Source organism: Agreia sp. Leaf210, from assembly GCF_001421485.1.
Classification (GTDB): Bacteria; Actinomycetota; Actinomycetes; order Actinomycetales; family Microbacteriaceae; genus Agreia.
On the sequence record NZ_LMKK01000003.1, the window covers coordinates 726,853 to 750,647 of the forward strand.

Here is a 23,795-nt window from a genome sequence, read left to right on the forward strand (position 1 = left end):
AAATGCAAAAACCCTGTGCTGATATCGGACATAATGGAGAAGTGACGAGCAGCTCCCTGACCCAGACTTCGAGTGCCCCGCTGATTCAACGACCGAACGTCGTGGCAGTGGGCACAATCGTGTGGCTCGGAAGCGAGGTGATGTTCTTCGCCGGCCTCTTCGCTATCTACTTCACACTCCGCAGTACGTCCGGCCCACTGTGGGAGAGTGAGTCGAGCGTTCTCAACGTTCCCTTCTCCCTCGTGAACACCCTCATCCTCGTGGCGAGCTCGTTCACCTGCCAGGCAGGCGTATTCGCCGCGGAGCGCCTGCAGGCGCGTGCGACCGGCTGGAAGCCGACGCAATGGGGTACGACCGAGTGGTTCTTCCTCACCTATCTCCTGGGCGCGATCTTCGTGTCAGGCCAGATCTTCGAGTACGCGACCCTCGTCTCCGAGGGCATCTCGATGAGCTCCAGCGCCTACGGCTCGGCCTTCTACCTGACCACCGGTTTCCACGGTCTGCACGTGACCGGCGGACTCATCGCGTTCCTGCTTGTGATCGGTCGCATCTTTGCCGTCAAGAACATGGGGCATCGTGAGGCGACCAGCGCCATCGTCGTGTCGTACTACTGGCACTTCGTCGACGTGGTCTGGATCGGCCTGTTCCTCGTCATCTACGTGCTGAAATAATCGACCGGCCCACCCGAGCACCGGTCGAACAAAGAGAGTTGTGAAAAGAGTGAAGAGAATGGCCCGAAAAGGCAGCACGGCAAACAGACGTCATCCCTTGGCGACTGTTGCCCTGATCGCAATCGGACTCATGTTCACGGGTGGTGGTTACGCGCTCTTCAGCAGCACGGCCACGGCCGAGACCAGCACGGCCTCGCAGACGACGATCGACGAGGGTAAGAAGCTCTTCGCCGCCAACTGCGCCAGCTGCCACGGACTCGACCTCCAGGGCACCGGCGCAGGTCCCAGCCTCCTCGGCGTGGGCGCCGCATCGGTCGACTTCCAGGTCGGCACTGGCCGCATGCCGATGGCGATGCAGGGCCCGCAGGCCATGGAGAAGGCGCCGCAGTTCACCGCCGAGGACACCGAGGCGCTGGCCGCATATGTCGCGTCCCTGTCCCCCGGCCCTGCCGTTCCCGACGAGAGCCTCCTCGACGGCGAAGGAGACGCCAGCAACGGCGCCGAGTTGTTCCGCATCAACTGCGCCATGTGCCACAACGTGGCAGGAGCAGGTGGAGCTCTCACCGAGGGCAAGTTCGCGCCCGCACTAACCGGAGTCGCTGCAGTGCACATCTACGAGGCCATGGTCACCGGCCCGCAGAACATGCCGGTCTTCAACGACAAGAACCTCTCCCCCGAAGACAAGCGCGACGTCATCACGTACCTCAAGTACATCGAGAAGAACCCGTCTCCGGGCGGATACGAACTCGGCAGCCTGGGCCCCGTGGCCGAGGGACTCTTCGTGTGGATCTTCGGACTGGGCGCCATCGTGGCCCTGACCGTCTGGCTCACCGCGAAGTCGAACTAGACCAGCGGTCCGACCGCGCACACATTCTTCACCGAGGCGAGGACGACCTGTAAAGGACGGCCTCGAAGAAAAGCTCGAAAGGCAATCACATGGCACATGACGATATGAGCGGCAAGGACATCACCGCTGTTTCGTCGACTGGCGTCTCCCACGAGACGGCAGCTCCCGGCACGGCCGTCATCCCTTCTGAGACGTTCGAGAACCCGGGCTTCCCGGTTCACCGTCAGCGCGTGACAGACACCGACCCGAAGGCCGAGAAGACGGCCGAGCGTCAGGTCTATACGTTCTTCTACCTGTCGATCGTCGGAAGCATCTTCGCGATTGCCTCGTACATGGCGTTCCCCATCGAAGACGGCGACACGGGCGCCCTGCGCCTGCACACGATGATGCTCGGAATCGGCATCGTGCTCGCCCTCTTCGGTCTGGGATTCGGTGCCGTGCACTGGTCGAAGGCACTGATGGCCAATCACGAGGGCATCGATCAGCGACACCCCGTTCGTGGAAGCGAAGAGACGCGCGCCCGTGCCGTGGAGATCTTCAAGCAGGCCAATGAGGAGTCGGGCTTCGGGCGACGCACCCTCGTTCGCAACACTCTGCTCGGCGCTCTCGTCGCCTTCCCCCTTCCCGCGGTCGTTCTCTTCCGCGGCTGGGGTCCTCAGAACGAGAACCCCGTCGAAATGCTCGAGCACACGATGTGGAAGAAGGGCGCACGCCTGACCCTCGACCCGTCTGGATTGCCGATCAAGGCCTCCGACGTCACGCTCGGCTCCGCATTCCATGTGATCCCCGAGGGCCTCAACGAGTCGGAGCACCGTCTCGAAGAGAAGGCGAAGGCCTCTGTCCTCCTCATGCGTCTCGATCCCTCCAAGCTCAAAGAGAGCGCGGAGCGAACGGGATGGTCGTACGACGGCATCGTCGCGTACTCCAAGATCTGCACGCACGTCGGGTGCCCCGTCGCCCTCTACGAGCAGCAGACGCACCACCTGCTCTGCCCCTGCCACCAGTCGACTTTCGACGTCACCGAAGAATGCAAGGTCATCTTCGGTCCGGCGAAGCGCGCACTCCCGCAGCTGCCGATCGCCGTTGACGGCGAAGGCTACCTGATCGCCCAAAGCGATTTCCACGAACCCGTCGGCCCGAGCTTCTGGGAGCGATCTTCATCATGAGTACAGTGACCACGCCGGAGACAGCACCTGCCCCGGCACCCGCACAATCGTCTTCATCGCAGCGGAGCAGCACGAGCCGCTTCACCGAGGCAGCCGCTAACTACATCGACGAGCGCACCAGCATCTCGGGCGTCGTCAAGGAGTTCGGCCGCAAGATCTTCCCTGATCACTGGTCGTTCATGCTCGGTGAGGTCGCCCTCTACAGCTTCGTCGTCATCCTCTTGACGGGAACGTTCCTGACGTTCTTCTTCCAGGCATCGATGGCCGAAGTCGTCTACAACGGCTCCTACGTCCCCCTCAAGGGTGTCGAGATGTCCACGGCCATGTCGTCGACGCTGAACATCTCGTTCGACGTCCGCGGTGGTCTGCTCATCCGCCAGATCCACCACTGGGCAGCCCTGACCTTCATCGCGGCCATCGGCATCCACATGCTGCGCATCTACTTCACCGGCGCATTCCGCAAGCCCCGCGAGTTGAACTGGGTCATCGGTTTCATCCTCTTCATCCTCGCTCTGGCAGAAGGCTTCACCGGATACTCGCTTCCTGACGATCTCCTGTCGGGCAACGGCCTGCGCATCATCGACGGTCTAATCAAGGGACTGCCTGTTGTCGGAACCTGGATCTCCTTCCTGCTCTTCGGCGGAGAGTTCCCCGGAACTGACATCGTCGGACGCCTGTATTCGCTGCACATCCTGTTGCTGCCGGCGATCCTGGCCGTCATGCTCGCCCTGCACCTCGTGTTCGTCGTCGTACACAAGCACACCCAGTGGTCGGGTCCGGGCCAGACGAAGGACAACGTCGTCGGCTCCCCCATCCTCCCGATGTTCGCCGCCAAGGCCGGTGGCTTCTTCTTCATCGTCTTCGGCGTCATCGCCCTGATGGGAACGTTCTTCACGATCAACCCCATCTGGAACTACGGCCCCTACGACCCGTCGCCGGTGTCTGCGGGTACGCAGCCTGACTGGTACATCGGATTCGCCGACGGTGCGCTGCGTCTGATTCCGCCGGGACTCGAGTTCGAGCTCTGGGACCGCACCTGGTCATTCAACATCATCATCCCGGTGCTCATCCTGACCGGCCTCATCGTCGCCGTGCTCGTCTACCCCTTCATCGAGGCATGGATCACCGGTGACAAGCGCGAGCACCACCTGCTCGACCGCCCGCGCAACGCTCCGACCCGCACCGCCATCGGTGTCGCCGGCGTTCTGTTCTACGCGGCCCTGTGGGGTGCTGCGAGCTCCGACCTCATCGCCACGCACTTCCAGCTGTCGATCGAGGGCGTGATCCACGTGAATCAGGCTCTGCTCATCCTCGGCCCGATCATCGGATACCTGGTCACCAAGCGCGTGTGCCTCGCCCTGCAGAAGAAGGACCGCGAGATCGCCCTGCACGGTTTCGAGTCCGGACGCATCGTGCGCCTGCCGGGTGGCGAGTACATCGAGGTGCACCAGCCCGTCGACGAGTACGAGCGCTGGAAGCTGGTGGATTACAACGACTACCAGCCCCTCATGATCCGCCCGAATGCACAGGGCAAGATCACGACGGTCCAGCGCTTCCGCGCAGGCATGTCGCGCTGGTTCTTCGAAGACCGCATCGCTCCGGTCAGCCCCAAGGAGATCGAGCGCGGCGGTCACCACTAGCCTCTCTGCGACGTAGCGCAATCTGATCCGCCGGATCGTCTCACTCGAGGCGATCCGGCGGATTTTTTAGCATTCTCCTCTCATGAACTTCACCTGCTCCGCATGGTGGCTGCGCTAGCAGCCGGTTGAAGTATGTTCACGGGCTGCACGCAGCTCGTGACAGGCGCGAGAACTCCGTGCAGCTCCCCCAGTCGGGAGACACAGATGGATTCATTCAGCGCAACAGCAGAACGCTCGATCGGGATCGCGGCTGCGGTAACGCGGCAACCCGAGAGCTTTCGCGTCGTCACCGGAGAACGGCCGACGGGCCCTTTGCATCTCGGGCAATACTTCGGCGCGATTAGAGAGCGTGTTCGACTGCAGGAGGCCGGCATCGACATGTCCCCGGTCCTCGCGGACTACCAGGTCATCACCGACCGCGACACAACGGCTCACGTCCGCGAGAACGTGTACGGAGCGGTATTGGACTACCTCGCGGCGGGCATAGATCCTCAGCGGGCCACGATCTCCACTCACTCGTCGGTGCTGGCTCTCAACCAGCTGCCTCTGCCGTTTCTCAGCCTCGTTACCGAAGCCGAACTGCACCGCAACCCGACAGTCAAAGCGGAGTCCACGGCATCTGGGCGAGCCTTGAGCGGGCTGCTCTTGACCTACCCGGTACATCAGGCGGCCGACATCCTGTTCTGCAAGGGCAATCTGATGCCGGTCGGCAAGGACAACCTTCCGCATGTCGAGATGACCCGCGTGATCGCCAGACGGTTCAACGAACGCTACGGCCAGGTGTTTCCCATGCCGGATGCCCTCATCACCTCGGCGCCGGAGGTTCCGGGTCTCGACGGCCGCACGATGTCGAAGAGCTACGGCAACTCGATCTCGCTCTCGATGACGCCGGACGAGACCGTCGATGCGATCCATCGCACCCGCACAGATCAGGACCGCAAGATCGCCTTTGACCCGGAGCGCAGGCCGGGTGTCTCAGCACCCTGTCGACGGCGAGCATTCGCCGAAGATCCTGATCTCGCGAGCAGAATCCTCCGTGGCGGAAATGAGGCTGCGAATTCCACCGCAGAGGCTACGCTGGCCGAGGTGCGCGCAGCGATGGGAACGATCTACTGACCGACCGGGCACGAACAGCACAAAGGGCCCGTCTCGAATGAACGAGACGGGCCCTGAAGCGCGCGTGGATCTAGCGGGCGAAGTACCCGCGGTAGTACTCGTAGACCCAGCCGACGATCGCGACAAGAACGAGGGCGACACCGATGAAGGTGATCCAGGTTCCCACAGCGAAGCCCAGCAGCATGAGCGAGGCCGATCCCGCGAGGATGACGGGCCACCAGCTCCAGGGGCTGTAGAAGCCCATCTCGGGGTCACCGTCGTCGATGTCCGAGTCGAGTCGGTCTTCGGGCAGATCGCCACCCTGGGCGCTGAAGACGCGGCCCAGGTAGAACGCGAGGAAGGCGGAGAGAACACCCGCGAGGCCGATGCCCAGGGCTCCTACCCACTCGACGTTGCCCTGGTCGAGGATGTGCCAGAAGATGTACACCGCTGAGAGCAGCAGACAGAAGACCGCCAGGATCCAGAAGAGGTTCTTGTTCGCTCTCATGTTTTACTTCACCTTCTCGGATGCTGTGTCGTACGTGGGAGCGTCTGGCGCGTCTTTCGCCGGCCCCACTCCGAACGGGATGCCCGCCTCGGGGTGGTTGAGGTCGAATGCGGGAGACTCGCTGCGGATGCGCGGAATCGACGTGAAGTTGTGCCGCGGCGGCGGGCACGAGGTGGCCCATTCGAGAGATCGCGAGTATCCCCACGGGTCGTTGACCGTGACCTTCGGAGCCCGGCGAGCCGTGATGTACACGTTCAGGAAGAAAGGCACCAGGGACGCGGCCAGCAGGAACGCACCGACTGTCGAGACCTGGTTCATCGAGGTGAATCCGTCCTGCGGCGAGTACGTGGCGTAACGACGAGGCATACCCACAACGCCGAGCCAGTGCTGAATCAGGAATGTGGTGTGGAAGCCGATGAACAGCATCCAGAAGTGCCACTTGCCCAGGGTCTCGTTGAGCATCTTGCCGGTCCACTTGGGCCACCAGAAGTAGAACCCGCTGAACATGGCGAAGACGACGGTCCCGAAGACGACGTAGTGGAAGTGGGCCACGACGAAATACGAGTCCGAGACATGGAAGTCGAGCGGCGGCGACGCCAGGATGACGCCGGTGAGTCCACCGAACGTGAACGTGATGAGGAAGCCGATGGCCCACAGCATGGGCGTCTCGAAGGTGACGGAACCTCGCCACATCGTGCCGATCCAGTTGAAGATCTTCACACCCGTGGGAACCGCGATCAGCATGGTCATCAGGGCGAAGAAGGGCAGCAGCACCGAGCCCGTGACATACATGTGGTGAGCCCAGACGGTGACCGAGAGCGCTGCGATGGAGATCGTCGCGTAGATCAGCGTCTTGTAGCCGAAGATCGGCTTGCGACTGAAGACTGGGAACACTTCCGACACGATGCCGAAGAACGGCAGCGCGATGATGTAGACCTCGGGGTGACCGAAGAACCAGAAGAGGTGCTGCCAGAGCAGCACTCCCCCGTTGGCAGCGTCGTAGACATGCGCACCGAGGATGCGGTCGGCACCGAGAGCGAACAGAGCGGCCGCGAGAACCGGGAACGCCATCAGCACGAGGATGGACGTGACGAGGATGTTCCAGGTGAAGATCGGCATGCGGAACATGGTCATACCCGGCGCACGCATCGTGATGATGGTGGTGATGAAGTTCACCGCTCCGAGAATCGTTCCGAATCCCGAGATTCCCAGGCCTATGACCCAGAGGTTTCCGCCGTCACCCGGGGTGAACGTCTCGCTCGAGAGAGGAGCGTACGCGAACCATCCGAACGAGGCCGCGCCCTGGGGGGTGAGGAAGCCTGCGACAGCAATGAGGCTGCCGAAGCTGTAGAGCCAGTATGCGAAGGCGTTCAGTCGCGGGAAGGCGACGTCGGGCGCTCCGATCTGCAGCGGCATGAGGACGTTTGCGAAACCCGCGAACAGCGGGGTCGCGAACATCAGCAGCATGATCGTGCCGTGCATGGTGAACAGCTGGTTGTACTGGTCCTTGGTCTGCAGGATCTCGAGCCCGGGCTCGAAGAGCTGAGCACGGATGACCAGCGCCATCACTCCACCGAGGCAGAAGTAGATGAACGAGGAGATCAGGTACATGTACCCGATGGTCTTGTGGTCGGTGGAGGTGATCCACTTGACCAGGACGTTGCCCTTGCGCTCAGCGCTGCGGGACTGTCCGTCGTTGAGGGCCTGACCGGTGGTCGGCGCTACGGCTGTGGTCGTCATGTGCGTTCCCCTACTCCGCTACCCGGGGCGACGTCGTGCCGGGGAGGTTCTGATTTCTGTCGTACTCGTGTCCGAGCTGGCCGTTGAAGCCGGCGTCCTTCAGAGACTTGATATACGCGTCGTATTCGTCTTGAGAGACGACCTTGACGTTGAAGAGCATGAGCGAGTGATACTCGCCACAGAGCTCGGCGCACTTACCGCTGTACGTTCCCTCTCGCTCCGGCGTGACGTACATGTAGTTCGTCTTGCCGGGGATCATGTCTTTCTTGTAGAGGAAGTCGATGACCCAGAAGGAGTGGATGACGTCGCGAGCCTCGAGCTGGATCTCGATCTTCTTGCCGACGGGCAGGTAGAGCGTGGGGATCTCGGACTCGACAAGCGTGCCCTTGGCGTCGTCGGGGTCTTCCTGGCCCTGGATGCCTGCGGAGTAGACGTCTTCGTCGACGTAGTTGAAGTCCCACGCCCACTGCTTGCCGTAGACGGCGATCGTCACATCGGGGTCGTCGTACTTGGCCTCGATGGCCGACTGGTCACGAGCGGTGAAGGCGAAGAATCCCAGCACCAGGATCAGAGGGACGACCGTGTAGAAGATCTCGATCGGCATGTTGTAGCGCAGCTGAGCGGGAAGACCGGTCTGTCCGCGGCGACGGCGGTAGACGATCACGGCCCAGAGCGTCAGGCCCCAGGTGATGACTCCGACGATGAGGAGCACGATCCACGACGTGACCCAGAGTCCGATCACGCGGTCGACGTTGTTCGTCGTGCCGGGTTCGGTGGGCAGCCATCCCTGCAGCTGCTGCTGAGTGCAGCCTGCGAGGAGGAGTGCAAGGGTGGCCGCAATGGGAATTGCAGCCAGGCGGAGACGTCGAGAGCGCACCAGTTACCTTTCGGAAGACTGTCGGAGGAACTACCGACAAGTGTAGAGAACCGTGCTCTAGCCTACTCGACATAACACGCGCGCCTGAATCCACAAAGGGAGCCGCTTGACAGCGACTCCCTTGCGGAACAGCGTAATTCCGGGCCTCTGCGGGCCCGAAGAATCAGTGGAACGAATCGCCGCAGGCGCAGCTTCCGCCGGCGTTGGGGTTGTCGATCGTGAAGCCCTGCTTCTGGATGGTGTCTTCGAAGTCGATGGTCGCGCCATCGAGGTAGGGAACGCTCATCTCATCGACGATCACCTCGACACCGTTGTAGTCGACGACGGCATCGCCATCGAGCTGGCGCTCGTCGAAGTACAGCTGGTAGATGAGGCCCGAGCAGCCGCCGGGCTGCACGGCGACGCGCAGCCGGAGGTCTTCACGACCCTCCTGGATGAGGAGGCTACGCACCTTCTCTGCTGCGGCGTCGGTGACGCCCACGCGGTGGCTGGGAGCCTCGGTCTGGGTCAATACGGTGTCGCTCATGGCTGCTCCTAGTAAGTCGGGAAAGCACGTGCGTCGTGATGCGCGATGTATCGCACACGCACGTCGCTACTCGTCAGTCTAAACACGCAAACCCTGCTCGGGCGGAATTCATTCCGCCAGCTGCTCGAGAGTTCGCTCGTTCAGACGCGCGAGCAGAAGCGCTTCGCTCACGATCGCGCGCTTCAGCACGCCCAGGTGCTGGGATTCGTTGGGGCTGTGCGCCCGGGTGTCGGGGTCTTCGACTCCTGTTACGAGAATCTGCGCCGCAGGAAACACGCGGGCGAGGTCGGAGATGAATGGAATGGATCCGCCGATCCCCGTCTCTACGGCTTCGACGCCCCACCCGTTTCTCATGGCCGTCTTCGCTTCGCGCACGGCCCAGCCGCTCGTATCGACGAGGAACGCGTCACCGAGGTCGACATCGCTGAACTCGATCGCGGCCCCGAAGGGGGCATTATCGCGCAGGTGCTTCTCGATCGCGTCGAACGCATCGCTCGCCTTCTGACCCGGTGCGATGCGAGAGCTGATGCGCACGGCCACCTGCGGCAAGAGCGTATTGGATGCGTTGGCGACGCTGGGTGCATCGATTCCGGTGACGCTGATGGCCGGCTGAAACCACAGACGCGACAGGATCGAACCATGGCCGATGCTCGTGACGCCGTCCACGAATCCCGCCTCGTGCGCCAGCTGGCTTTCGGGATAGTCCGGCGTCACGTCCTGTGTGCCGACGAGTCCATCGACGGCGACGGAGCCGTCGTCGCCATGCAGCGACGCGAGGAGCCGGACGGTCGCGAGCATCGCATCCGGAGCGGCGCCGCCGAACATGCCCGAGTGCGACGCGTGCTCGAGCGTTCGCACGGTGAGCTTGAAGGTGACGTTGCCACGAAGGCTGATCGTGATGGCCGGGGTGTCGATGTTCCAGTTGTCGGAGTCCGCGACGACGATAACGTCGGCCTCGAGCTGATCGCGGTGCTTGTCGAGGAACGCGGAGAACGACCGTGAACCGAATTCCTCCTCGCCCTCGATGAAGACGACCAGTCCCACGTCGAATTCGTTCGCCGTGGCCTCGACGAGCGCGCGGACGGACGCGATATGCGACACGACGCCCGCTTTGTCGTCGGATGCGCCGCGACCGTAGAGACGGTCGCCGCGGATGGTCGGTTCGTACGGGGCGGACTCCCAATCGGCGTCGTCGCCGGGAGGCTGGACGTCGTGGTGAGCGTAGAGCAGCACCGTGGGCCGGCCGTTCTTCGCCGCGCGTGACGCCAGCACGGCGGGCTGGCCGAGAGCGCCCTCCGGGGTCTCTGCCTGCGACACGATCACCGAGTCGAAGGCACCCGTCTCTTCGAGCAGCGAGGCGACGGCGTCAGCACTCTGGGCGACGAAGGCACGATCGAACGCGTCCCATGACACCGACGGGATTCGCACCAGATCGGTCAGAGTCGCGACGGACCCCGGCATGTTCTGTTCGACGATGCGCCGGACCTCCGCCTGCAGATCGGTCTCGTCAGAATGCGTCGTGCCCGTGTTCTCAGTCATAGAGGTAAACTTTATACTTCTGCACTTCTCGGCAAGGACGTACATCGTGGCCAAAGACAAAGCCCCCGCTCTCGAAGCACCGCTCGAAGACGCCCCTCTCAGCGGCAAAGGCCACGCGACGCCCACGCGCAAAGAACGCGAAGCGGCGAACAAGCGTCCCCTCGTCGCCGGCGATAACAAAGAGGCCCGCAAGGCCTCGCGAGCGAAACTGCAGGAGTCCCGCGACCGAGCCCGCGTCGGCATGGCGAACGGCGAGGAGAAATTCCTGCCGATCCGAGACAAGGGGCCGCAGCGCCGCTACGTCCGCGATTACGTCGATGCGCGGTTCAGCCTCGGCGAGGTCATGATCCCCGTCATGTTCGCCGTGATCCTCGCGACGCTCGTGCCGAACCCCACGGTGCAGACGGCGTTGATGCTGGCCCTGTACGCGTTCGTCGTTCTGGTCGTCGTCGACAGCCTCCTGCTGGGCTGGCTCGTCACCCGCAAGCTCAAAGCGAAGTTCGGCGAAGAAAAGGTCGAGAAGGGTGTTCGCTGGTACGCGGCCATGCGCGCGCTGCAGCTGCGTCCCCTGCGCCTGCCCAAGCCTCAGGTGAAGCGCGGCAAATATCCCGTGTGAACATTGACGGTCGGTATCCGACGTCAGACACTGAACCCATGAGGTTCACCACGACCATCGTCCAAGACGGCAACAACGCCGGCATAGAGGTTCCGGCCGACATCATGTCGGCCCTGGGGTCGGAGAAACGTATCCCGGTCGTGGTCACGCTCGGGTCGCACTCGTACCGCAGCAGCGTCGCGCCGTACAGAGGTCGCTTGATGATCTCGCTGAGTGCGGCCAACCGATCCGCGGCGAACGTTGCAGGGGGCGATCAGGTCGAGGTCGAGATCGAGCGCGATACGACCCCTCGAACCGTGACCGTTCCGGCAGACCTCGCTCGCGTGTTCATCGACGAACCCGACACGAAGGCGCGGTTCGAGGCGCTCTCGTACACGAACCAGAATCGCATCGCGCTGTCGATCGAGTCCGCCAAGACAGACTCCACTCGGCTGCGACGCGTCGACGCTGCGCTAGCCGAACTCCGCTAGACCCGCTCGACTGCCAGCAGCCGATCCAGGCCACGGTTGATCTGTCGCGCCCAGAGCGGCCCGCGGTAGAGAAATGCCGTGTACCCCTGCACCAACGTCGCACCGGCGCGCAGTCGCTCGACCACGTCGTCGGCCGTCTCCACTCCGCCGACCGAGATCACGCAGAGCTCGGCCGGGACGACAGAGCGGATGATGCGCAGGACGTCGATCGATCTCGCCGCGAGCGGTGCCCCTGACAGTCCCCCGGCTCCCGCTGCGACGACGGTCTTCTCCGTGGTTCGAAGGCCCTCCCGAGACAGCGTCGTATTCGTCGCGATGATGCCATCGAGATCCAGCTCGACGGCGAGTCGCGAGACTCTCTGCACCTCGTCGTCGGTGAGGTCGGGCGCGATCTTCACGAGAAGCGGGGTCGAACCGGCCTCTGTCTTCACCGCTCTGAGTAGCGGCTCGAGCTTGTCGATCTCCTGCAGTCCACGCAGGCCGGGCGTGTTCGGCGAGCTGACGTTGACGACGAGGTAATCGGCCACGGGCGCGAGGGCACGCGTGCTCGAGATGTAGTCGCCGATCGCATCGTCGACCGCGACGATGCGGCTCTTTCCGATGTTGACACCGATGACGGGCCGCTTGCGGATGCCGGTGGCCTGGGCGACGCGAAGCGACGCCTCCGCCGCTCCCCCGTTGTTGAACCCCATGCGATTGACGACCGCGCGATCCGCGACGAGACGGAACAGGCGGGGCCGATCGTTGCCGGGCTGAGGACGGGCCGTGATCGTGCCCACCTCCACGTGTCCGAAGCCGAGCACGCCCAGCCCCTGGATGCCGCGGGCGTCCTTATCGAAACCGGCGGCGAGACCGAACGGCGTGGGGAATTCGAGACCGAGCGCGTGCACCGAGTGGGACGACCGTGACGCGGTGAGACGACCGACAATGCCGCCGAGACCGAGTCGCGGAATGAGGCGGATCACCGTGAACGCGAGGTGATGCGCCCGCTCCGGATCGATCCGGGTCAGGACATGGGCGAAGAGGAGCGCATACATTCTCACTCGACCGTGGCTTCGCTGTCGTCGTTCGACCGGGCCGCCTGGTGCTCGACGCGCAGAAGAGTGATGGCTTCTTCGAAGTCTTCGAGCGAATCGAAGCCCTGATAGACACTGGCGAAGCGCAGATACGCCACTTCATCGAGTTCACGAAGTGGCTGGAGGATGGCGAGACCGATGTCGTTCGCCTCGATCTGGGCAGCCCCACTGAGCCGCACGGTCTCTTCGACGCGCTGGGCCAGAATCGCCAGATCGGAATCCGTGACCGGTCGCCCCTGACACGCCTTGCGGACTCCGCTCACGATCTTGTCGCGGCTGAACGGAACCACGACGCCGCTGCGCTTGATGACGTTCAGGCTCGCGGTCTCCGTCGTACTGAACCGTCGACCGCACTCGGGGCACTGGCGGCGTCGCCTGATGGCGAGGCCGTCGTCGGTCGTCCGGGAATCGACGACTCGCGAATCCGGATAGCGGCAGTATGGGCAGTACATGTCTCTGGCCTAACGGTCGGGAGTGGTGAAGCGTACCGCCACGGCCTCGGCGTGCGCCGGGAGGTTCTCTGACTCGGCGAGAGCGTGGATACGATCCTTGACCTCGCCGAGGGCGGCACGGTCGTAGCGGATGAGCTGCTGGGGACGCAGGAAGGTGTACGCACCGAGGCCGGAGGAGAATCGCGACTGGCCCCCTGTCGGAAGCACGTGGTTGGAACCCGCCAGATAGTCGCCGAGACTCACCGGCGAATACGCCCCGATGAAGATGGCTCCGGCGTTGTGGATGTTCGACACGACCGTATCGGGATCGGTCGTCTGGATCTCGAGGTGCTCGGGACCGTAGGCGTTGCTGAACTCGGCGGCCGCCGACAGGTCGTCGACGAGCACGATCGCCGACTGCACTCCGTCGAGCGCGACAGCGACCCTCGTGGCGTGCCTGGTCGACCGTGCGACCTGGTCGAGGAGCGAGCGCACCTGATCTGCGAGATCGGCAGAATCGGTCACGAGCACCGCTGCGGCGAGTTCGTCGTGCTCCGCCTGGCTCACCAGGTCGGCCGTGACGAATGCGGCATCGGCGCTCGCATCGGCGATGACCAGGATTTCTGTGGGGCCCGCTTCGGAGTCGATTCCCGTTCGTGCGCCGACGATGCGTTTCGCCGCGGCGACGTAGACGTTGCCCGGACCGGTGATCACCTGCACGGGGTGGAGGTCGAGGGCCGGGATGCCGTAGGCGAGTGCACCGATGGCGCCAGCTCCGCCCATCGCGTAGACCTCGGTGATGCCCAGGAGTCCGGCGGCGCCGAGAATCGTCGGATGCACCGAACCGCCGAATTCCTTCTGCGCGGGCGACACCAGGGCGATCGATGCGACGCCGGCCACCTGAGCGGGAACGACGTTCATCACCACGCTCGACGGATAGACGGCCTTGCCTCCGGGCACGTAGAGACCGACCCGCTCGACAGGGTGCCAGCGCTGCTCGACGACGGCACCCTCGCCCAGGGTCGTGGTCGTGGCCGGCGGAACCTGAGCGCGGGTCGCCTGACGCACACGCTCGATCGCCTCCTCGAGGGCACTGCGTACATCGGGATCGAGCTGGGCCACCGCCTCGTCTATCTCCGACTGCGCGACGCGGATCGACTGCGGTGCGACACCGTCGAATTTCTGGGCCTGGTCGAGGATCGCCTGCTCTCCCCTCTCGATGACGTCATCGATCAGCTGCTGCGCTGCGACCCGCGCTACCGATACGTCGGTAAGCGACCGAGGCACGAGGTCGATGAGTTCTGAAGGGCTAGGCTTGTGACCCCGAAGGTCGATCGTCTGAATCATGGCCTGTCCATTGTATTGGCCGATCATCATCGGCGGCCGCCGTCGGGAATAGCTCACACGCAGTGTCGAGTTGGAGGACAGTGTGACCGATACAACGCAGCCGGACGCCCCCGAGGGCACATCTTCTCAGCCGCAGACCCCCGACGATCTTCTCGCGTTCAAACAGGCGTTTCGACGGCACGCCGCAGGGGTCGCCGTCGTCACTGCCCTCTCGCCTGAGGGTTCGCCGGTCGGTTTCACGGCCACGTCGTTGTCGTCGCTCTCTGCCGTGCCTCCGATGGCGACCTTCAACATGGCCCGCTCGGCCAGCGCATGGCGAGCGATCGCCGAGACCGACTACGTGGCGATCCACATGCTCGGAGCGCGAAACAGGCCCGTGGCCGAGATCATGTCCGGCGACCACGCGCTTCGTTTCTCGGGCGACCACTGGCACGTCGGCCCGCACGGGCTTGCCGTATTGAACGACGTGACCGCGTGGATGGTGGGCCGCATCATCGGACGGATGCCGCTGCACAACAACGCCGTCGTCGCCGTGCAGGTGGAGCAGGGTGGCCTCGGTGACGACGACGAGGCACTCCTCTACCACGAGCGCGCGTACCGCCTGCTCGGCGATCACGCCTGAGCGCGGATCAGACCGCAGGCGCGTGCGTCACGCCAGACAGTTCGGTCCGAGCAGTGACTTCAACTCTCCGTAGAGATCAGCCGAGACCCGCACCGGATACGGAATCTCGAAGACGCGCGCCGTCTGCCCCTTGACGAGCTTCAGGCGCACCTCGGTGTCTCCGGAATGCCGGATCAGGACGTCGTTGAGCGCCTGCACTGTATCTGTCGTCGCCCTGGCCTCTGTCATCGAGATCTCGACAGGCCCGAAACCGCCGGCCTGACCCAGATCGGGTGAGAACAGGCTGAACGCGTGCAGATTGAGACCGTCGTCGCGCATGCTGACGCGACCACGAACGACGACGATCGCGTCGTTCGTGAGTGCGGGCGCGAACTCCTGGTAGGACTTGCCCATGAACATGGCCGTGACCTCGCCGCCGAAGTCCTCGATCTGGATCATGCCGTATTGGTTGCCGCTGTTGCGCGCCGTGCGGTGCTGCACGCTCGTGATCAGACCTGCCACCGTCACTTGGTCGCCGTCTTGAGTGTGCTCGCTCGCGAGCAGGTCGGTGATCGAGGTCGAGGCGTGTTTCGCCAGGGGGATCTCGAGCCCGGCCAGGGGGTGATCTGACACGTAGAGCCCGAGCATCTCGCGTTCGAAGGCGAGCTTGTCGCGCTTCGTCCATTCGGGCCGCTCCGGAACCTGACTCTCGGTCTGAGGCTCATCCCAGAGACTGTCGAAGTCGAATCCGACCTGGCCGTTCGCCTCGGCCCTCTTGTCGCTGACCGCGCTCTCGACCGCATCCTCGTGGATCTCCATCAGAGCACGACGCGACGAACCGAGCGAGTCGAATGCGCCGGCCTTGATCAACGACTCGATGGCCCGCTTGTTGGTCACGGGCAGAGGAACCTTGCGCAGGAAGTCATGGAACGACTCGAAGCGGCCCTTCTCTTCGCGGGCGTTCTTGATGCCGTCGACGACGTTGAAGCCCACGTTGCGCACCGCGCCGAGGCCGAAGCGGATGTCCTCCCCCACAGCGGCGAAGAAGCCGATCGACTCGTTGACGTCGGGCGGAAGGACCTTGATGTTCATGCGACGACACTCGTTGAGATAGAGCGCCATCTTGTCTTTGGAGTCGCCGACGCTGGTGAGAAGCGCCGCCATGTATTCGGCCGGGTAGTGCGCCTTGAGGTAGGCCGTCCAATACGAGACGACACCGTACGCCGCCGAGTGCGCCTTGTTGAAGGCGTAGTCGGAGAACGGCAGAAGGATGTCCCACAGCTTCGTGACCGCTTCCATCGAGTAGCCGTTGGCCTTCATGCCGGCGGAGAAGCCCTCGAACTGCTTGTCCAGTTCGGACTTCTTCTTCTTTCCCATGGCACGGCGCAGCAGATCGGCCTGGGCGAGAGTGAAGCCGGCGAGCTTCTGCGCGACCGACATCACCTGCTCCTGGTACACGATCAGGCCGTGTGTCGTTCCCAGCACCTCGAAAAGAGGTTCTTCGAGCTCGGGGTGAATCGGGGTGATCGGCTGCAGCCCGTTCTTGCGCAGCGCGTAGTTCGTGTGCGAGTCGGCACCCATGGGGCCGGGCCGGTAGAGGGCGATCACGGCCGAGATGTCTTCGAAGTTGTCGGGCTTCATCAGACGCAGGAGCGAGCGCATGGCCCCTCCATCGAGCTGGAACACACCGAGGGTGTCGCCGCGTGCCAGGAGTTCGTAGGAGGGCACGTCGTCGAGCTCGAGCTCTTCGAGGACGGGGCGGTGCCCACGGTTCGACTGGATGTTGTCGAGCGCGTCATCGATGATCGTCAGGTTGCGAAGACCCAGGAAGTCCATCTTGATGAGGCCGAGCGCCTCGGCGGCCGGGTAATCGAACTGCGTGACGATCTGCCCGTCTTGCTCACGCTTCATGATCGGAATGATGTCGATCAGCGGCTCGCTCGACATGATCACGCCCGCCGCGTGCACACCCCACTGCCTCTTGAGGTTCTCGATGCCGACGGCGGTGTCGAAGACGGTGCGCGCTTCGGGATCGCTCTCGATGACGGCCCGGATGTCGGACGCCTCCTTGTAGCGCGGGTGCTTCGTATCGAAGATGCCCGAGAGCGAGATGTCCTTGCCCATGATGGGCGGCGGCATCGCCTTGGTGAGCTTGTCGCCCATGCCGAAGGGGAAGCCGAGCACCCGGGAGGAGTCCTTCAGCGCCTGCTTGGCCTTGATCGTTCCGTAGGTGACGATCTGGGCCACGCGTTCGTCGCCGTACTTATCGGTGACGTACTTGATGACCTCGCCGCGGCGACGGTCGTCGAAGTCGACGTCGAAGTCGGGCATGGAGACGCGGTCGGGGTTGAGGAATCGCTCGAAGATGAGGCCGTGTCTGATGGGGTCGAGGCCTGTGATGTTCAGCGCGTACGCGACCATCGAGCCCGCTCCCGAACCACGACCCGGACCGACCCGGATTCCGTTCTTCTTCGCCCAACTGATGAAGTCGGCGACCACGAGGAAGTAGCCCGGGAACCCCATCTGCAGGATGACTCCGGTCTCGTACTCCGCACGCGCGCGCACATCGTCGGGGATGCCGCCCGGGTAGCGGGCCATGAGGCCCGTCTCGACCTCCTTGACCAACCAGGTGTCCTCGGTCTCGCCCTCGGGGACCGGGAAACGGGGCATGTAGTTGGCCGACGTGTTGAAGACGGTCTCGCAACGCTCGGCGATGAGCAGCGTGTTGTCGCACGACTCGGGGTGGTCGCGGAAGAGGTGCCGCATCTCGGCCGCTGACTTCAGGTAGAACTCGTCTGCGTCGAACTTGAACCGGTTGGGATCGGAGAGCGTCGAACCCGACTGCACGCACAGCAGCGCCGCGTGGCTCGTCGCATCGTGGGCATGCGTGTAGTGCAAGTCGTTGGTCGCGACCAGCGGCAGATCGAGTTCTTTGGCAAGCCGCAGCAGGTCCGGCATGATCTGCCGCTCGATGCCGAGCCCGTGATCCATGATCTCGGCGAAGTAGTTCTCTTTGCCGAAGATGTCGCGGTAGTCCGCAGCAGCCTTACGCGCCTCGTCGTACTGCCCGAGGCGCAGACGAGTCTGGATCTCGCCGCTCGGGCAGCCGGTGGTGGCGATGAGCCCCTTCGAGTACATGCTCAGCAGCTCGCGGTCCATACGCGGCTTGAAGTAATAGCCCTCGATCGACGCGCGCGACGACAACCGGAAGAGATTGTGCATACCCTCCGTCGTCTCGGAGAGCAGCGTCATATGGGTGTAGGCACCCGATCCGGAGACATCGTCTCGCCCGGAGTTCGGCCCGCCCCACTTCACTCGCGTCTTGTCGCCGCGAGCGGTTCCCGGCGTGATGTAGGCCTCGGTCCCGATGATGGGCTTGATACCCGCATCCGTGGCCGTCTTCCAGAAATCGAACGCCCCGAAGACGTTGCCGTGGTCGGTGACGGCAACGGCCGGCATCCCCTGCTCTACAGCGGCTTCGATCAGGGGTTTCACCCGTGCGGCACCATCGAGCATCGAGTACTCGCTGTGCACGTGGAGGTGAACGAATGAATCCTGAGAAGGCACAGATGACTCCGACTAAAGCTGGGGTGAGAGGTCTCAAGTTTACGTCGGCTCCCCCGACAGACGACCTCAGTCTCGTCGGAGAATGTCGAGCGCGTTCTGCAGATCGAGCGGGTACGGCGATTCGAACGACACGTACTCGCGGCTTCTCGGGTGGATGAAGCCCAGACGCTTTGCGTGCAGCCACTGCCTGGTGAGACCGAGACGCGCAGAGATGGTCGGGTCGGCGCCGTACATCGCGTCTCCGACGCACGGATGCCGCTGTGCCGCCATATGGACACGGATCTGATGTGTGCGTCCGGTCTCGAGATGCACCTCGAGCAGAGAAGCCGAGGGGAAGGCCTCGAGCGTCTCGTAGTGCGTCACACTCGGTTTGCCCCCGGCGGTCACCGCGAACTTCCAGTCTGAGCGGGGATGGCGACCGATGGGAGCGTCGATGGTACCCGCGAGGGGGTCGGGATGGCCCTGCACGACAGCGTGATAGATCTTGTCGACCTCGCGGTCGTGGAACGCGCTCTTGAGCCAGGTGTAGGCCTCTTCGCTCTTCGCGACGACCATGAGTCCGCTGGTGCCCGCGTCGAGTCGATGCACGATACCGGCGCGCTCGGCGGCACCGCTCGTCGAGATGCGGTAGCCCGCACCCGCCAGGGCTCCGAGCACCGTCGGACCGGTCCAGCCGACGGAGGGATGCGCCGCGACACCGACAGGCTTGTCGATGACGACGATATCGTCGTCGTCGTAGACGATTCCCAGGTCAGGAACGTCGATCGGCACGATCTGGACTTCGGTCTTGGGGCTCCATGTGACCTCGAGCCATGAATCGGCCCTGAGCCGATCGGACTTGCCGACCTCGACTCCGTCGACCGTCACCCCGCCGGCATCGAGGATCTCGGCCGCGAAGGTGCGCGAGAATCCGAGCATCTTCGCCAGAGCCGCGTCGACCCGACTGCCGTCAAGGCCATCCGGCACCGGGAATGACCGGTTCTCTGCCATCAGGAGGTCTCGCCGGGCGATGCCGCAGACGATCCCTGGAGCTCGTCCGACTCCTCGTCGCCCGGGCGAACCGGTCGAGAGCCGTCGAGGCCGATGCCTCGCAGAGTCAGGACGAGGAAGAGCCCCATGCTGACGACGATCGCCGTGTCGGCGATGTTGAAGATGGCCGGCAGCAGCGGGATACGGAGGAAGTCGATCACGTGCCCGACTCCGAAGCCCGGCTCCCGGAACAGACGATCCGTGAGATTGCCGAGCACGCCGCCGAGGAGGAGACCGAAGACGATCGCCCAACCGAGCGAGCGGATGCGCCGCGAGAACCAGACGATGAAGACGGTGACCGCTGACGCGAGGATCGAGAAGATCCAGGTGTAGGCGTTGCCTATAGAGAAGGCAGCGCCCGGGTTCTTGACGAACTGAAACTGGAGGAGGTCGCCCAGCACAGGGACGACCTCATCCGGTTTCAGCGTTGTGACAACGAAGTACTTGGAGCCTTGATCGAGGATAAACGCAGCGATTGCAACGAGAACCAGGACGATCAGGACCCTGGGACTGGCCTTCGCGGCAGTCCTAGCCTCCAAAGCCGGTGTAGCTCGGAGCGGACGAGTTCGATCCGCCCTCGGTGCCCGACGAGTCGAGGTCGCGGAGCTGGCCCTCGATGTAGCTCTTCAGCTTCACGCGGTAGTCCTTCTCGAACGAACGGAGCTCGTCGATGCGGTGCTCGATGGCAGCCTTCTCCTGGTTGAGGCGGGCGAGATCGTTGCGCTGCTTGGTCTCGGCTTCAGCGACGATGCGCGCGGCGGTGGCGTGACCCTCGGCGATGAGTGAATCGCGCTTGTCCGCACCCTCCTTGACGTGCTCGTCGTGCAGGCGGCGGGCCAGCTGGAGGAGGTTCGTGGTCGAGGCGGCGTCGTCTTCGACAGACGTGGCCGGAACAGCGGAGACCGGGGCCGGAGCGGCCGCGACGGGCTCGGGGACGACCTCGTCGGCAACGGGCGCGTCGGAGACGGGCTCGGAGACGACAGGCGCGTCGGCGGCGGCCGACGGAGCGGAACCACCGGAGGAGAGCTGAGCGCGAAGCTCCTCGTTCTCCTGGGTCAGTCGACGGAGTTCGACGACGACCTCGTCCAGGAAGTCATCGACCTCGTCCTGGTCGTAGCCCTCGCGGAACTTGGTCTGCGCGAAGCGCTTGTTAACAACGTCTTCTGGAGTTAACGCCATGTTCTTCCACCTTTATTACATTCGACGAACGGGGATATCGCTAACCAACGCTAGCAATAAACACGGCGGCAGGCCGAATGGCCCACAGACACGTGTCTCGATTGTGCATGACACACACTACAGCCAGCTACGCCGGATACCTGACGAAGTTCAGGATGGACATGGCGATGATGACGAGCAGCATCACGATGCTCCACCCGAAATCGAACGCCACGGGTCCGAGTCGAAGCGGTGGGATGATGCGGCGGAAGAACTTGATCGGAGGATCGGTCACCGTGTACGCGACTTCCGCGATGAACAGGACGAAACCCGTGGGTCGCCAGGAACGCTGGAAACTCTGCACCAGGTCGAGAACGAACCGTCCCCACATGAGGAAGAAGTACACGAGCAGCGCGTAGTACGCGACTGTCGCAAGGATGATGACGAGTAGATCCACTCGTCAATTATGACTGGACGAAGAAGGAAGACTCCGCGCGCGTGTCCGTCGAGGTGTCACCGGACACCGAGACGTGCGAGGGAGAGAGCAGGAACACCTTGCTCGTGACGCGCTCGATCTTTCCGTACAGCCCCTGCGACAGGCCTCCTGCGAAGTCGATGAGACGACGCGCGTCGGCATCGGTCATCTGCGAAAGGTTGATGATCACAGGGATGCCCTCGCGGAAGTTCTCGGCGATGACCTGGGCATCTTTGTACTGCTTCGGGTGAACCGTGAGGATCTCGTTCATTTCAGTGGGTGCCACGTTCTTCTGGATGTGCGTCTTGCGCAGCGGAGTGACCGGTGCCCGCGTTGCGGCCGGTGCGGCGTGCGTCTGCGCCGAGTGGGACTGGGGAGCGGGGACCGGGGCGACGGGACCGGGGGCAGGAGTTTCGTACTCCAGCTCTTCGTCCGCCAGGCCCAGGTACACCATCGTCTTGCGAAGCGGGTTGGCCATTGTGTTCCTCCGGTATGTGATTCAGGTGCCTAGTCGCAAGATTAACCGTCCGTCGGACGATTTCCAGTGATTGCGGTTCCAATTCGTAGGTGTGTCGCCCCTTCCGCGATGGCCGATTCGAAGTCGGCCGACATGCCGGTCGAGATCGACAGGGCGGCGGGCGCGATCAGCCGGATGCGCTCCGACAGTGCTCGGACCCGAGCGAAGGCGGCCTGGGGCTCCACGTCGAGGGGCGCCACGGCCATCAGCCCTTCAAGCCGGATGCCGGGGGCTCGGAGTGCGTGCTCGGTCAGCTCGTCGAGTTGGTCGGCCGCCGCTCCCCCGCGCGCGGGATCTTCCGTGAGATTCACTTGCAGGAAGATCGACGTCTGTGTGTCGTCGGAGGCGAGGGCATCGATGAGCGACGCCCTGTCCACGGAGTGGATGATGTGGGCGTAGGATCGCACCTGCCTGGCCTTCTTGCCCTGCAGCTGCCCCACGAAGTTCCATCGGAGATCGGCGAGGTCGGCGAGCTCGAGAGCCTTCTCGCGAGCCTCCTGGTGGCGATTCTCTGCGACGTCACGAACTCCCAGTTCGTAGAGTTTGCGAACGAGGGAGACCGGATGGAATTTGGTCACGGGAATGATCGTGAGGTCGTCGAGGGTACGCCCGGCTCGGGCCGCAGCTGCTGCGGCCCGAGCGGTGACCTCGGCGAGGCGTTCCTCGAGCGTCACTTGAGGAAGTCGGGAACGTCCAGGTCGGTGTCGTCGTCTTCGGACGCGGGGTCGAAGGCGACGGCACCGGTGAGGTGGTGCTCGCCGGTCTGCGACCACGACGGAGTCTCGGTGGCCGGCTCCTCGGCGTGACGCACCGGGGCCAGGGTCGAGATGGCGGTTCCACCTGCACCGTATGGATCTTTCTCGTCTGCCGATGCGACGAAGCTTCCACGCCTCTGCTCCGTGGCGTCGCCGCCGTCGAAACCGGCGGCGATGACGGTGACACGCACCTCGTCGCCCAGCGTGTCGTCGATGACGGCACCGAAGATGATGTTCGCCTCCGGGTGCACGGCGTCTTGAACGAGCTTGGCAGCATCGTTGATCTCGAAGATTCCGAGGTTCGATCCGCCCTGGATCGAGAGGAGCACCCCATGGGCTCCCTCGATGCTCGCTTCGAGAAGAGGCGAAGCAACGGCGAGCTCGGCAGCCTTGATGGCCCTGTCGGCTCCGCGAGACGACCCGATGCCCATCAGAGCCGAGCCCGCACCCTGCATAACGCTCTTGACGTCGGCGAAGTCGAGGTTGATGAGACCGGGAGTGGTGATGAGGTCGGTGATGCCCTGGACACCGGCGAGCAGAACCTGGTCTGCCGTCGAGAAGGCCTCGAGCATGCTGATACCGCGGTCGCTGATCTCGAGCAGGCGGTCGTTCGGAACGACGATGAGAGTGTCGACCTCGTTCTTCAGGGTCGCGACACCGTCTTCTGCCTGAGCCGCGCGGCGCTTGCCCTCGAAACCGAAGGGCTTCGTGACGACACCGATGGTCAGCGCGCCGATCGATTTCGCGATGCGCGCGACGACGGGAGCACCGCCCGTTCCCGTTCCTCCACCCTCGCCCGCGGTGACGAAGACCATATCGGCGCCGGACAGGGCCTCCTCGATCTCCTCCGCGTGGTCTTCGGCGGCTCGACGGCCCACCTCGGGGTCGGCGCCGGCGCCGAGTCCGCGGGTGAGTTCGCGACCGACGTCGAGCTTCACATCGGCGTCGCTCATCAGCAGCGCCTGAGCATCGGTGTTGATGGCGATGAACTCGACACCCCGCAGTCCGAGTTCGATCATGCGGTTGACGGCGTTGACGCCACCGCCGCCGATTCCGACAACTTTGATGACTGCGAGATAGTTCTGGTTGGTTGTCACGTCCGGCCTCCGCTGGAACCCTAAACCTCTAGCTGAGACTTAAAGTT

At 63.8% G+C, this 23,795-nt stretch carries 24 protein-coding genes; 8 read left to right on the plus strand and 16 right to left on the minus strand.

The annotated features are described in order from the left end of the window. The first annotated feature begins 2 nt into the window (after positions 1–2). From ctaE to trpS, 5 genes are all read left to right on the plus strand, one after another. The gene (gene ctaE, locus ASE64_RS13870) at positions 3–671 is read left to right on the plus strand and encodes an aa3-type cytochrome oxidase subunit III (protein WP_082466303.1); all 669 of its coding nucleotides are present in this window, start codon (positions 3–5) and stop codon (positions 669–671) included. Between the two features lie 58 nt (positions 672–729). Beyond that, the gene (gene qcrC, locus ASE64_RS13875) at positions 730–1,518 is read left to right on the plus strand and encodes a cytochrome bc1 complex diheme cytochrome c subunit (protein ID WP_055781576.1); all 789 of its coding nucleotides are present in this window, start codon (positions 730–732) and stop codon (positions 1,516–1,518) included. A gap of 89 nt (positions 1,519–1,607) precedes the next feature. Continuing rightward, positions 1,608–2,684, plus strand: a complete 1,077-nt coding sequence (qcrA, locus tag ASE64_RS13880; protein ID WP_055781578.1) for a cytochrome bc1 complex Rieske iron-sulfur subunit — start codon at positions 1,608–1,610, stop codon at positions 2,682–2,684. Next, positions 2,681–4,324 carry a cytochrome bc1 complex cytochrome b subunit gene (qcrB, locus tag ASE64_RS13885; protein WP_055781580.1) on the plus strand — a complete coding sequence of 548 codons (1,644 nt, stop codon included), beginning with the start codon at positions 2,681–2,683 and terminating at the stop codon, positions 4,322–4,324. Before qcrA ends, qcrB begins: the two co-directional genes overlap by 4 nt. 204 nt (positions 4,325–4,528) lie before the next feature. After that, positions 4,529–5,440, plus strand: a complete 912-nt coding sequence (trpS, locus tag ASE64_RS13890; protein ID WP_055781583.1) for a tryptophan--tRNA ligase — start codon at positions 4,529–4,531, stop codon at positions 5,438–5,440. Between the two features lie 70 nt (positions 5,441–5,510). On the opposite strand, the gene ASE64_RS13895 is transcribed toward trpS, so the two are convergent. The 5 genes from ASE64_RS13895 to ASE64_RS13915 all read right to left on the minus strand — a co-directional run bounded on the left by ASE64_RS13895 (position 5,511) and on the right by ASE64_RS13915 (position 10,609). Beyond that, positions 5,511–5,927, minus strand: coding sequence for a cytochrome c oxidase subunit 4 (locus ASE64_RS13895; protein WP_055781585.1), 417 nt, complete (start codon positions 5,925–5,927; stop codon positions 5,511–5,513). A gap of 3 nt (positions 5,928–5,930) precedes the next feature. Further along, positions 5,931–7,667 (minus strand): aa3-type cytochrome oxidase subunit I, encoded by a 1,737-nt coding sequence (gene ctaD, locus ASE64_RS13900; protein ID WP_055781588.1) that lies wholly within the window; start codon positions 7,665–7,667, stop codon positions 5,931–5,933. A gap of 10 nt (positions 7,668–7,677) precedes the next feature. Continuing rightward, positions 7,678–8,547, minus strand: coding sequence for an aa3-type cytochrome oxidase subunit II (gene ctaC, locus ASE64_RS13905; protein WP_055781591.1), 870 nt, complete (start codon positions 8,545–8,547; stop codon positions 7,678–7,680). A gap of 160 nt (positions 8,548–8,707) precedes the next feature. Further along, positions 8,708–9,070, minus strand: coding sequence for an iron-sulfur cluster insertion protein ErpA (gene erpA, locus ASE64_RS13910; RefSeq protein ID WP_044443252.1), 363 nt, complete (start codon positions 9,068–9,070; stop codon positions 8,708–8,710). A 108-nt stretch (positions 9,071–9,178) separates the two neighbouring features. Further along, entirely contained in the window at positions 9,179–10,609 is a 1,431-nt protein-coding gene (locus tag ASE64_RS13915; protein ID WP_055781594.1) for a dipeptidase, read from the minus strand. Positions 10,610–10,655: 46 nt separating this feature from the next. On the opposite strand from ASE64_RS13915, the gene ASE64_RS13920 reads away from it, so the two are divergent. Beyond that, positions 10,656–11,225, plus strand: a complete 570-nt coding sequence (locus tag ASE64_RS13920) for a DUF3043 domain-containing protein (RefSeq protein WP_055781596.1) — start codon at positions 10,656–10,658, stop codon at positions 11,223–11,225. Positions 11,226–11,263: 38 nt separating this feature from the next. Beyond that, on the plus strand, positions 11,264–11,695 hold the full coding sequence (locus ASE64_RS13925) for a YdeI/OmpD-associated family protein (protein ID WP_055781599.1): 432 nt from the start codon (positions 11,264–11,266) through the stop codon (positions 11,693–11,695). Here ASE64_RS13925 and ASE64_RS13930 read toward each other — a convergent pair. From ASE64_RS13930 to hisD, 3 genes are read right to left on the minus strand one after another with little or no spacing between them, the layout of a single operon-like run. Then, positions 11,692–12,732 carry a quinone-dependent dihydroorotate dehydrogenase gene (locus ASE64_RS13930; RefSeq protein WP_055781602.1) on the minus strand — a complete coding sequence of 347 codons (1,041 nt, stop codon included), beginning with the start codon at positions 12,730–12,732 and terminating at the stop codon, positions 11,692–11,694. The genes ASE64_RS13925 and ASE64_RS13930 overlap by 4 nt on opposite strands. 2 nt (positions 12,733–12,734) lie before the next feature. Beyond that, positions 12,735–13,223: a transcriptional regulator NrdR gene (gene nrdR / locus ASE64_RS13935; protein WP_055781604.1), complete on the minus strand. Its 489-nt coding sequence runs from the start codon at positions 13,221–13,223 to the stop codon at positions 12,735–12,737. A gap of 9 nt (positions 13,224–13,232) precedes the next feature. Beyond that, positions 13,233–14,549: a histidinol dehydrogenase gene (hisD, locus tag ASE64_RS13940; RefSeq protein WP_055782086.1), complete on the minus strand. Its 1,317-nt coding sequence runs from the start codon at positions 14,547–14,549 to the stop codon at positions 13,233–13,235. A gap of 82 nt (positions 14,550–14,631) precedes the next feature. Here hisD and ASE64_RS13945 point away from each other — a divergent pair, with 82 nt between their 5' ends. Further along, on the plus strand, positions 14,632–15,171 hold the full coding sequence (locus tag ASE64_RS13945) for a flavin reductase family protein (RefSeq protein WP_055781607.1): 540 nt from the start codon (positions 14,632–14,634) through the stop codon (positions 15,169–15,171). A gap of 27 nt (positions 15,172–15,198) precedes the next feature. On the opposite strand, the gene dnaE is transcribed toward ASE64_RS13945, so the two are convergent. The 8 genes from dnaE to ftsZ all read right to left on the minus strand — a co-directional run bounded on the left by dnaE (position 15,199) and on the right by ftsZ (position 23,748). Continuing rightward, the gene (gene dnaE / locus ASE64_RS13950; RefSeq protein WP_055782089.1) at positions 15,199–18,666 is read right to left on the minus strand and encodes a DNA polymerase III subunit alpha; all 3,468 of its coding nucleotides are present in this window, start codon (positions 18,664–18,666) and stop codon (positions 15,199–15,201) included. A gap of 117 nt (positions 18,667–18,783) precedes the next feature. Beyond that, positions 18,784–19,707 (minus strand): RluA family pseudouridine synthase, encoded by a 924-nt coding sequence (locus tag ASE64_RS13955; RefSeq protein ID WP_055781610.1) that lies wholly within the window; start codon positions 19,705–19,707, stop codon positions 18,784–18,786. After that, positions 19,707–20,285 carry a signal peptidase II gene (gene lspA / locus ASE64_RS13960; RefSeq protein WP_268750583.1) on the minus strand — a complete coding sequence of 193 codons (579 nt, stop codon included), beginning with the start codon at positions 20,283–20,285 and terminating at the stop codon, positions 19,707–19,709. The genes ASE64_RS13955 and lspA overlap by 1 nt, the downstream gene beginning before the upstream one ends. Further along, positions 20,275–20,925, minus strand: coding sequence for a DivIVA domain-containing protein (locus tag ASE64_RS13965; RefSeq protein ID WP_055781612.1), 651 nt, complete (start codon positions 20,923–20,925; stop codon positions 20,275–20,277). Before ASE64_RS13965 ends, lspA begins: the two co-directional genes overlap by 11 nt. 127 nt (positions 20,926–21,052) lie before the next feature. After that, positions 21,053–21,361 carry a YggT family protein gene (locus ASE64_RS13970; RefSeq protein ID WP_055781614.1) on the minus strand — a complete coding sequence of 103 codons (309 nt, stop codon included), beginning with the start codon at positions 21,359–21,361 and terminating at the stop codon, positions 21,053–21,055. 7 nt (positions 21,362–21,368) lie between these two features. After that, positions 21,369–21,857 (minus strand): cell division protein SepF, encoded by a 489-nt coding sequence (locus ASE64_RS13975; protein ID WP_055781618.1) that lies wholly within the window; start codon positions 21,855–21,857, stop codon positions 21,369–21,371. A 41-nt stretch (positions 21,858–21,898) separates the two neighbouring features. Continuing rightward, complete coding sequence (locus tag ASE64_RS13980) at positions 21,899–22,570, minus strand: YggS family pyridoxal phosphate-dependent enzyme (RefSeq protein WP_055781621.1); 672 nt, start codon at positions 22,568–22,570, stop codon at positions 21,899–21,901. Beyond that, positions 22,567–23,748: a cell division protein FtsZ gene (gene ftsZ / locus ASE64_RS13985; RefSeq protein ID WP_055781624.1), complete on the minus strand. Its 1,182-nt coding sequence runs from the start codon at positions 23,746–23,748 to the stop codon at positions 22,567–22,569. Before ftsZ ends, ASE64_RS13980 begins: the two co-directional genes overlap by 4 nt. Positions 23,749–23,795: the final 47 nt, after the last annotated feature.

Bases quoted from the DNA above. Each gene is read 5' to 3' on its own strand.
- ctaE (WP_082466303.1), top strand. From the start codon at position 3: ATGCAAAAACCCTGTGCTGATATCGGACATAATGGAGAAGTGACGAGC.
- qcrC (WP_055781576.1), top strand. From the start codon at position 730: ATGGCCCGAAAAGGCAGCACGGCAAACAGACGTCATCCCTTGGCGACT.
- qcrA (WP_055781578.1), top strand. From the start codon at position 1,608: ATGGCACATGACGATATGAGCGGCAAGGACATCACCGCTGTTTCGTCG.
- qcrB (WP_055781580.1), top strand. From the start codon at position 2,681: ATGAGTACAGTGACCACGCCGGAGACAGCACCTGCCCCGGCACCCGCA.
- trpS (WP_055781583.1), top strand. From the start codon at position 4,529: ATGGATTCATTCAGCGCAACAGCAGAACGCTCGATCGGGATCGCGGCT.
- ASE64_RS13895 (WP_055781585.1), bottom strand. From the start codon at position 5,927: ATGAGAGCGAACAAGAACCTCTTCTGGATCCTGGCGGTCTTCTGTCTG.
- ctaD (WP_055781588.1), bottom strand. From the start codon at position 7,667: ATGACGACCACAGCCGTAGCGCCGACCACCGGTCAGGCCCTCAACGAC.
- erpA (WP_044443252.1), bottom strand. From the start codon at position 9,070: ATGAGCGACACCGTATTGACCCAGACCGAGGCTCCCAGCCACCGCGTG.
- ASE64_RS13915 (WP_055781594.1), bottom strand. From the start codon at position 10,609: ATGACTGAGAACACGGGCACGACGCATTCTGACGAGACCGATCTGCAG.
- ASE64_RS13925 (WP_055781599.1), top strand. From the start codon at position 11,264: ATGAGGTTCACCACGACCATCGTCCAAGACGGCAACAACGCCGGCATA.
- ASE64_RS13930 (WP_055781602.1), bottom strand. From the start codon at position 12,732: ATGTATGCGCTCCTCTTCGCCCATGTCCTGACCCGGATCGATCCGGAG.
- nrdR (WP_055781604.1), bottom strand. From the start codon at position 13,223: ATGTACTGCCCATACTGCCGCTATCCGGATTCGCGAGTCGTCGATTCC.
- hisD (WP_055782086.1), bottom strand. From the start codon at position 14,549: ATGATTCAGACGATCGACCTTCGGGGTCACAAGCCTAGCCCTTCAGAA.
- dnaE (WP_055782089.1), bottom strand. From the start codon at position 18,666: ATGCTCGATGGTGCCGCACGGGTGAAACCCCTGATCGAAGCCGCTGTA.
- ASE64_RS13955 (WP_055781610.1), bottom strand. From the start codon at position 19,707: ATGGCAGAGAACCGGTCATTCCCGGTGCCGGATGGCCTTGACGGCAGT.
- ASE64_RS13965 (WP_055781612.1), bottom strand. From the start codon at position 20,925: ATGGCGTTAACTCCAGAAGACGTTGTTAACAAGCGCTTCGCGCAGACC.
- ASE64_RS13975 (WP_055781618.1), bottom strand. From the start codon at position 21,857: ATGGCCAACCCGCTTCGCAAGACGATGGTGTACCTGGGCCTGGCGGAC.